Annotated in this window: 4 protein-coding genes; all 4 read left to right on the top strand. The window is 67.5% G+C overall.

Annotated elements, in window-relative coordinates; genetic code table 11:
- The coding region (locus tag ACWDXC_RS04980) for a DNA-directed RNA polymerase subunit beta (RefSeq protein WP_449978120.1) at positions 1-1,098 on the top strand (1,098 nt) is incomplete at its 5' end.
- Between the two features lie 14 nt (positions 1,099-1,112).
- On the top strand, positions 1,113-4,988 hold the full coding sequence (locus ACWDXC_RS04975) for a DNA-directed RNA polymerase subunit beta' (RefSeq protein WP_219500398.1): 3,876 nt from the start codon (positions 1,113-1,115) through the stop codon (positions 4,986-4,988).
- Between the two features lie 619 nt (positions 4,989-5,607).
- Complete coding sequence (rpsL, locus tag ACWDXC_RS04970; protein WP_049572713.1) at positions 5,608-5,982, top strand: 30S ribosomal protein S12; 375 nt, start codon at positions 5,608-5,610, stop codon at positions 5,980-5,982.
- A gap of 2 nt (positions 5,983-5,984) precedes the next feature.
- Positions 5,985-6,455 carry a 30S ribosomal protein S7 gene (gene rpsG / locus ACWDXC_RS04965; protein WP_043623423.1) on the top strand — a complete coding sequence of 157 codons (471 nt, stop codon included), beginning with the start codon at positions 5,985-5,987 and terminating at the stop codon, positions 6,453-6,455.
- Positions 6,456-6,533: the final 78 nt, after the last annotated feature.

Here is a 6,533-nt window from a genome sequence, read left to right as displayed (position 1 = left end):
GAGACCGAGCTGACCCCCGAGGAGCGGCTGCTGCGCGCGATCTTCGGCGAGAAGGCCCGTGAGGTCCGCGACACCTCGCTGAAGGTGCCGCACGGCGAGCAGGGCAAGGTCATCGGCGTCCGCGTGTTCAGCCGCGAGGAGGGCGACGAGCTTCCCCCCGGCGTCAACGAGCTGGTCCGCGTCTACGTGGCCCAGAAGCGTAAGATCACCGACGGCGACAAGCTGGCCGGCCGCCACGGCAACAAGGGCGTCATCTCCAAGATCCTGCCGGTCGAGGACATGCCGTTCCTGGAGGACGGCACCCCGGTCGACATCATCCTCAACCCGCTGGGCGTGCCCGGCCGAATGAACGTCGGCCAGGTGCTCGAAACCCACCTGGGGTGGATCGCCGCCCGGGGCTGGGACATCACCGGCGTCCAGGAGGCGTGGGCCGAGCGGCTGCGCGACAAGGGCTTCGGCCAGGTCGAGCCGCGCACCAACATGGCCACGCCGGTCTTCGACGGCGCCCACGAGGAAGAGATCGTCGGCCTGCTCGGCAACACCATCCCCAACCGCGACGGCGACCGGATGGTCGAGCAGAGCGGCAAGGCGCGGCTGTACGACGGCCGTTCCGGCGAGCCGTTCCCGTACCCGATCTCGGTCGGCTACATCTACATCCTCAAGCTCCTCCACCTGGTCGACGACAAGATCCACGCGCGTTCGACCGGCCCGTACTCCATGATCACCCAGCAGCCGCTCGGTGGTAAGGCCCAGTTCGGCGGCCAGCGCTTCGGTGAGATGGAGGTGTGGGCGCTGGAGGCGTACGGCGCCGCCTACGCCCTGCAGGAGCTCCTGACGATCAAGTCCGACGACGTCCTCGGCCGCGTGAAGGTCTACGAGGCCATCGTCAAGGGCGAGAACATCCCGGAGCCGGGAATCCCCGAGTCCTTTAAGGTCCTCATCAAGGAAATGCAGTCGCTGTGCCTGAACGTCGAGGTGCTCTCCAGCGACGGCATGTCCATCGAGATGCGCGACACCGACGAGGACGTCTTCCGCGCAGCGGAGGAGCTCGGTATCGATCTGTCCCGGCGTGAGCCGAGCAGCGTGGAAGAAGTCTGAGGGGGATCGCACGAATGCTGGACGTCAACTTCTTCGACGAGCTTCGGATCGGGCTGGCGACGGCCGACGACATCCGTCAGTGGTCGCACGGCGAGGTCAAGAAGCCCGAGACCATCAACTACCGCACCCTCAAGCCGGAAAAGGACGGGCTCTTCTGCGAGAAGATCTTCGGCCCGACCCGCGACTGGGAGTGCTACTGCGGCAAGTACAAGCGCGTCCGCTTCAAGGGCATCATCTGTGAGCGCTGTGGCGTCGAGGTCACGCGCGCCAAGGTGCGCCGTGAGCGGATGGGCCACATCGAGCTGGCCGCGCCGGTCACCCACATCTGGTACTTCAAGGGTGTCCCGTCGCGCCTCGGCTACCTGCTCGACCTCGCCCCGAAGGACCTGGAGAAGGTCATCTACTTCGCGGCGTACATGATCACGCAGGTCGACACCGAGATGCGCGAGCGTGACCTGCCCTCGCTGGAGGCGAAGATCTCCGTCGAGCGGCAGCACATCGAGCAGCGTCGCGACGCCGACGTCGAGGCCAGGCAGAAGAAGCTCGAAGGCGACCTGGCCGAGCTGGAGGCCGCCGGCGCCAAGGGCGACCAGCGCCGCAAGGTGCGTGAGGGCGCCGAGCGCGAGATGCGCCAGCTCCGCGACCGGGCCCAGCGTGAGCTGGACCGGCTCGAGGAGGTCTGGAGCCGCTTCAAGAACCTCAAGGTCCAGGACCTCGAGGGCGACGAGCTGCTCTACCGCGAGATGCGTGACCGCTTCGGCCGCTACTTCAAGGGCGGCATGGGCGCGCAGGCGATCCAGGACCGCCTGATCAGCTTCGACCTCGACGCCGAGGCCGAGAACCTGCGCGAGACCATCCGCAGCGGCAAGGGCCAGAAGAAGGCCCGCGCGCTCAAGCGGCTCAAGGTCGTCTCCGCGTTCCTCAACACCACCAACTCGCCGCGCGGCATGGTCCTCGACTGCATCCCGGTGATCCCGCCGGACCTGCGGCCGATGGTTCAGCTCGACGGTGGCCGCTTCGCCACCTCCGACCTGAACGACCTCTACCGCCGGGTCATCAACCGCAACAACCGCCTCAAGCGTCTGCTCGACCTCGGTGCGCCCGAGATCATCGTGAACAACGAGAAGCGGATGCTGCAGGAGGCCGTCGACGCGCTGTTCGACAACGGCCGTCGCGGCCGCCCGGTCACCGGCCCCGGCAACCGCCCGCTCAAGTCCCTGAGCGACATGCTCAAGGGCAAGCAGGGCCGCTTCCGCCAGAACCTGCTGGGCAAGCGAGTCGACTACTCCGGCCGTTCGGTCATCGTCGTCGGCCCGCAGCTCAAGCTGCACCAGTGCGGTCTGCCCAAGCAGATGGCGCTGGAGCTGTTCAAGCCGTTCGTGATGAAGAGGCTCGTGGACCTCAACCACGCGCAGAACATCAAGTCGGCCAAGCGGATGGTCGAGCGCGCCCGCCCCGTGGTGTGGGACGTGCTCGAAGAGGTCATCACCGAGCACCCGGTGCTGCTCAACCGCGCGCCCACGCTCCACCGTCTGGGCATCCAGGCGTTCGAGCCGCAGCTCGTCGAGGGCAAGGCCATCCAGATCCACCCGCTCGTCTGCACCGCCTTCAACGCGGACTTCGACGGCGACCAGATGGCCGTGCACCTGCCGCTGTCGGCTGAGGCCCAGGCCGAGGCACGCATCCTGATGCTCTCGACCAACAACATCCTCAAGCCGGCCGACGGCAAGCCCGTCACCATGCCCACCCAGGACATGGTCATCGGCCTCTACTGGCTGACGACCATGAAGGAGGGCGCGCTGGGCGAGGGCCGGGTCTTCGGCTCCATCGCCGAGGCGCAGATGGCCTTCGACCGTCGTGAGCTGGAGATCCAGGCGAAGATCCAGATCCGGATCAAGGACGTCCTGCCGCCGCGTGACTGGGTGGCCCCCGAGGGCTGGGAGCAGGGCGACCCGATCCGCCTGGAGACGACGTTCGGCCGCTGCCTGTTCAACCAGACGCTGCCGCTGTCCTACCCGTTCGTCAACTTCCAGGTGGGCAAGAAGCAGCTGTCCACGATCGTCAACGAGCTGGCCGAGACCTACCCCAAGGTCGAGGTGGCCAACTCGCTCGACGCGCTCAAGGACGCGGGCTTCCGCTGGGCGACCCGCTCCGGCGTCACGATCTCGATCGACGACGTCGTCGCGCCGCCCAACAAGCAGGAAATCATGGAGAACTACGAGCGCCGCGCCGACAAGGTGCAGCGTGAGTACGAGCGCGGTCTGATCACCGACGAGGAGCGCCGTCAGGAGCTCATCGAGATCTGGACCCACGCCACGGCCGACGTCGAGACCGACATGGTCAACGCCTTCCCGGCGACCAACCCGGTCTGGATGATGGTCAACTCCGGCGCCCGCGGTAACAAGATGCAGGTGCGTCAGATCGCCGGCATCCGTGGTCTGGTGTCCAACACCAAGGGTGAGACGATCCCGCGGCCGATCAAGGCCTCGTTCCGCGAGGGCCTGTCGGTGCTGGAGTACTTCATCTCCACCCACGGACAGCGGAAGGGTCTGGCCGACACCGCCCTGCGCACCGCCGACTCGGGTTACCTGACCCGTCGTCTGGTGGACGTCGCGCAGGACGTCATCGTCCGCGAGATCGACTGCGGCACCGACCGCGCCGTCCCGCTGCACGTCGGCGAGCGCGACGCGTCGGGCAACCTGGTCAAGGCCGAGAACGCCGAGTCCAACGTGCACGGCCGCATCCTGGCCGAGGACGTCGAGGTCGACGGCAAGATCATCGCGGCGGCGGGTGTCGACATCAACGACACGCACGTCACCGCCCTGGTCGAGGCCGGCGTCGAGACCGTCCGCACCCGCAGCGCGCTCGTCTGCGAGGCCAAGATCGGTGTCTGCGCGACCTGCTACGGCCGTTCGCTGGCCACCGGCAAGCTCGTGGACGTCGGCGAGGCGGTCGGCATCATCGCCGCCCAGTCGATCGGCGAGCCCGGCACCCAGCTGACGATGCGGACCTTCCACACCGGTGGTGTGGCGGGCGCCGACATCACCCACGGTCTGCCCCGAGTCCAGGAGCTGTTCGAGGCGCGCATCCCCAAGGGTGTCGCCCCGATCTCCGAGGCGGAGGGCCGGGTCCGGATCGACGAGACCGACAAGTCCCGCAAGATCGTCATCACGCCCGACGACGGCTCCGAGGAGATCGCCTACCCGGTCTCCATGCGGTCGCGGCTGCTGGTCTCCGAGGGTTCGCGCGTGTCGGTCGGCCAGCAGCTGGTCGCCGGCGCCGTCAACCCCAACGAGGTGCTGCGCATCCTCGGCCCGCGGGCCGTGCAGCTGCACCTGGTGGCCGAGGTCCAGCAGGTCTACCGGTCGCAGGGTGTGTCGATCCACGACAAGCACATCGAGATCATCGTGCGGCAGATGCTCAAGCGCGTGAACGTGCTCGAGTCCGGTGACACCGACCTGCTGCCCGGCGAGCTCGTCGAGCGCCCGCGCTTCGAGCAGATGAACCGTGAGACGGTGGCGGAGAACGGCTCCCCGGCCGCCGGTCGCCCGGTGCTCATGGGCATCACGAAGGCGTCGCTCGCCACCGAGTCGTGGCTGTCGGCGGCCTCCTTCCAGGAGACGACCAGGGTCCTGACGGACGCGGCGATCCACGCCAAGTCCGACTCGCTCCTGGGCCTGAAGGAGAACGTCATCATCGGTAAGCTCATCCCGGCCGGCACGGGCATGCCCCAGTACCGCAACATCCGGGTCGAGCCGACCGAGGAGGCCAAGGCCGCCATGTACACGGTCGGCGGCTACGACGGCTCCGCGGCCGACTACACCTTCGGCACCGGCAGCGGCGAGGCCGTCCCGCTGGAGGAGTACGACTTCGGCCAGTACAACCGGTAACGGTCGTCAGCACGGCGAAGCGCCCGGGTCTCTCGTTCGAGAGGCCCGGGCGTTTCCCGTTTCCGGGCCCCCGCCGCGGGCGTGGAGGTCCCGTGCGGGGTCCGTACGCGTCCGTCAGCCCCTCGCGGGTGCGAGTGCTCCGCCGGGTGTCGTCCCGGAACGGCGCAGGCGTACGGGCGGACGTGGGCCCGCGGCCGTGAACGCGAATGGGCCTGTTCGTGGCCTTGGGCGGGCCAGTCCGAAAAGAAGAAGGTTTTGGGGTTGAGCACGGGGGAGGGGCTATATCATGGTCGGCGGAGCAGCGGCCACGAGACGGGCCGCACAGAGCGGATGCGAGACGCCCCCCATAGCGACTCGCGCCGTTTTGACGTGTCGGGCGGGCCTGGTAACCTAGACCATCGTGCCCGTAGCTTTGCGGGCTCTCGGCTGTGCGCTCATATCAGAGGAGTGCCAGTCGGCTTCCTGGCTTGAAGCGTCGTGGATGTGTCTGTGCGGATAGCGCGACACGCCCGAGCGCGGGGGCGCGGGAGCAACGACAATCCGCAGGTCATGACACCGGCAGAACCTGTGGATTCGCACAACTGACGTAACACCGGCCAAGGCACGAAACGGAGTGGCAGTGCCCACTATTCAGCAGTTGGTCCGCAAGGGCCGGCAGGACAAGGTCTCCAAGACCAAGACTCCTGCCCTCAAGGGGAGTCCGCAGCGGCGCGGCGTGTGCCAGCGCGTTTACACCACGACCCCGAAGAAGCCCAACTCGGCACTGCGCAAGGTGGCCCGTGTTCGGCTCACCAACGGCATCGAGGTCACGGCCTACATCCCGGGTGTGGGTCACAACCTGCAGGAGCACTCCATCGTGCTCGTGCGTGGCGGTCGTGTGAAGGACCTGCCGGGTGTTCGCTACAAGATCATCCGCGGCTCGCTCGACACCCAGGGTGTCCGCAACCGCAAGCAGGCCCGTAGCCGCTACGGCGCGAAGAGGGAGAAGAGCTAACTATGCCTCGCAAGGGTTCTCCTGGCCGTCGTCAGCTCATGTCTGACCCGGTTTACAGTTCGCCGCTGGTCACCGCCCTGATCAACAAGGTGCTCCTGGACGGCAAGCGCTCCATCGCGCAGTCGATCGTCTACGGCGCCCTCGAGGGCTGCAGGGAGAAGACGGGCAACGACCCGGTCGTCACCCTCAAGCGCGCGCTTGACAACGTCAAGCCGACCCTCGAGGTTCGCAGCCGCCGTGTCGGTGGCGCGACCTACCAGGTGCCGGTCGAGGTGCGCGCCGCGCGCAGCACCACCCTGGCCCTGCGCTGGCTCGTGCAGTACTCCCGGGCGCGCCGCGAGAAGACCATGACCGAGCGCCTGATGAACGAGCTCCTCGACGCCAGCAACGGCCTCGGGGCGAGCGTGAAGAAGCGCGAGGACACCCACAAGATGGCCGAGTCCAACAAGGCCTTCGCCCACTACCGCTGGTAACCCCGGCGGGTTCGACGAGACGACGAGGACGCGAAGAAAGTGGCCACCACGACCGCTCTTGACCTGGCCAAGGTCCGC

This window comes from Nonomuraea sp. NPDC003214 (genome assembly GCF_053590035.1).
This window is presented reverse-complemented; position numbering and strand designations above follow the sequence as displayed.

Bases quoted from the DNA above. Each gene is read 5' to 3' on its own strand.
- rpsG (WP_043623423.1), top strand. From the start codon at position 5,985: ATGCCTCGCAAGGGTTCTCCTGGCCGTCGTCAGCTCATGTCTGACCCG.
- ACWDXC_RS04975 (WP_219500398.1), top strand. From the start codon at position 1,113: ATGCTGGACGTCAACTTCTTCGACGAGCTTCGGATCGGGCTGGCGACG.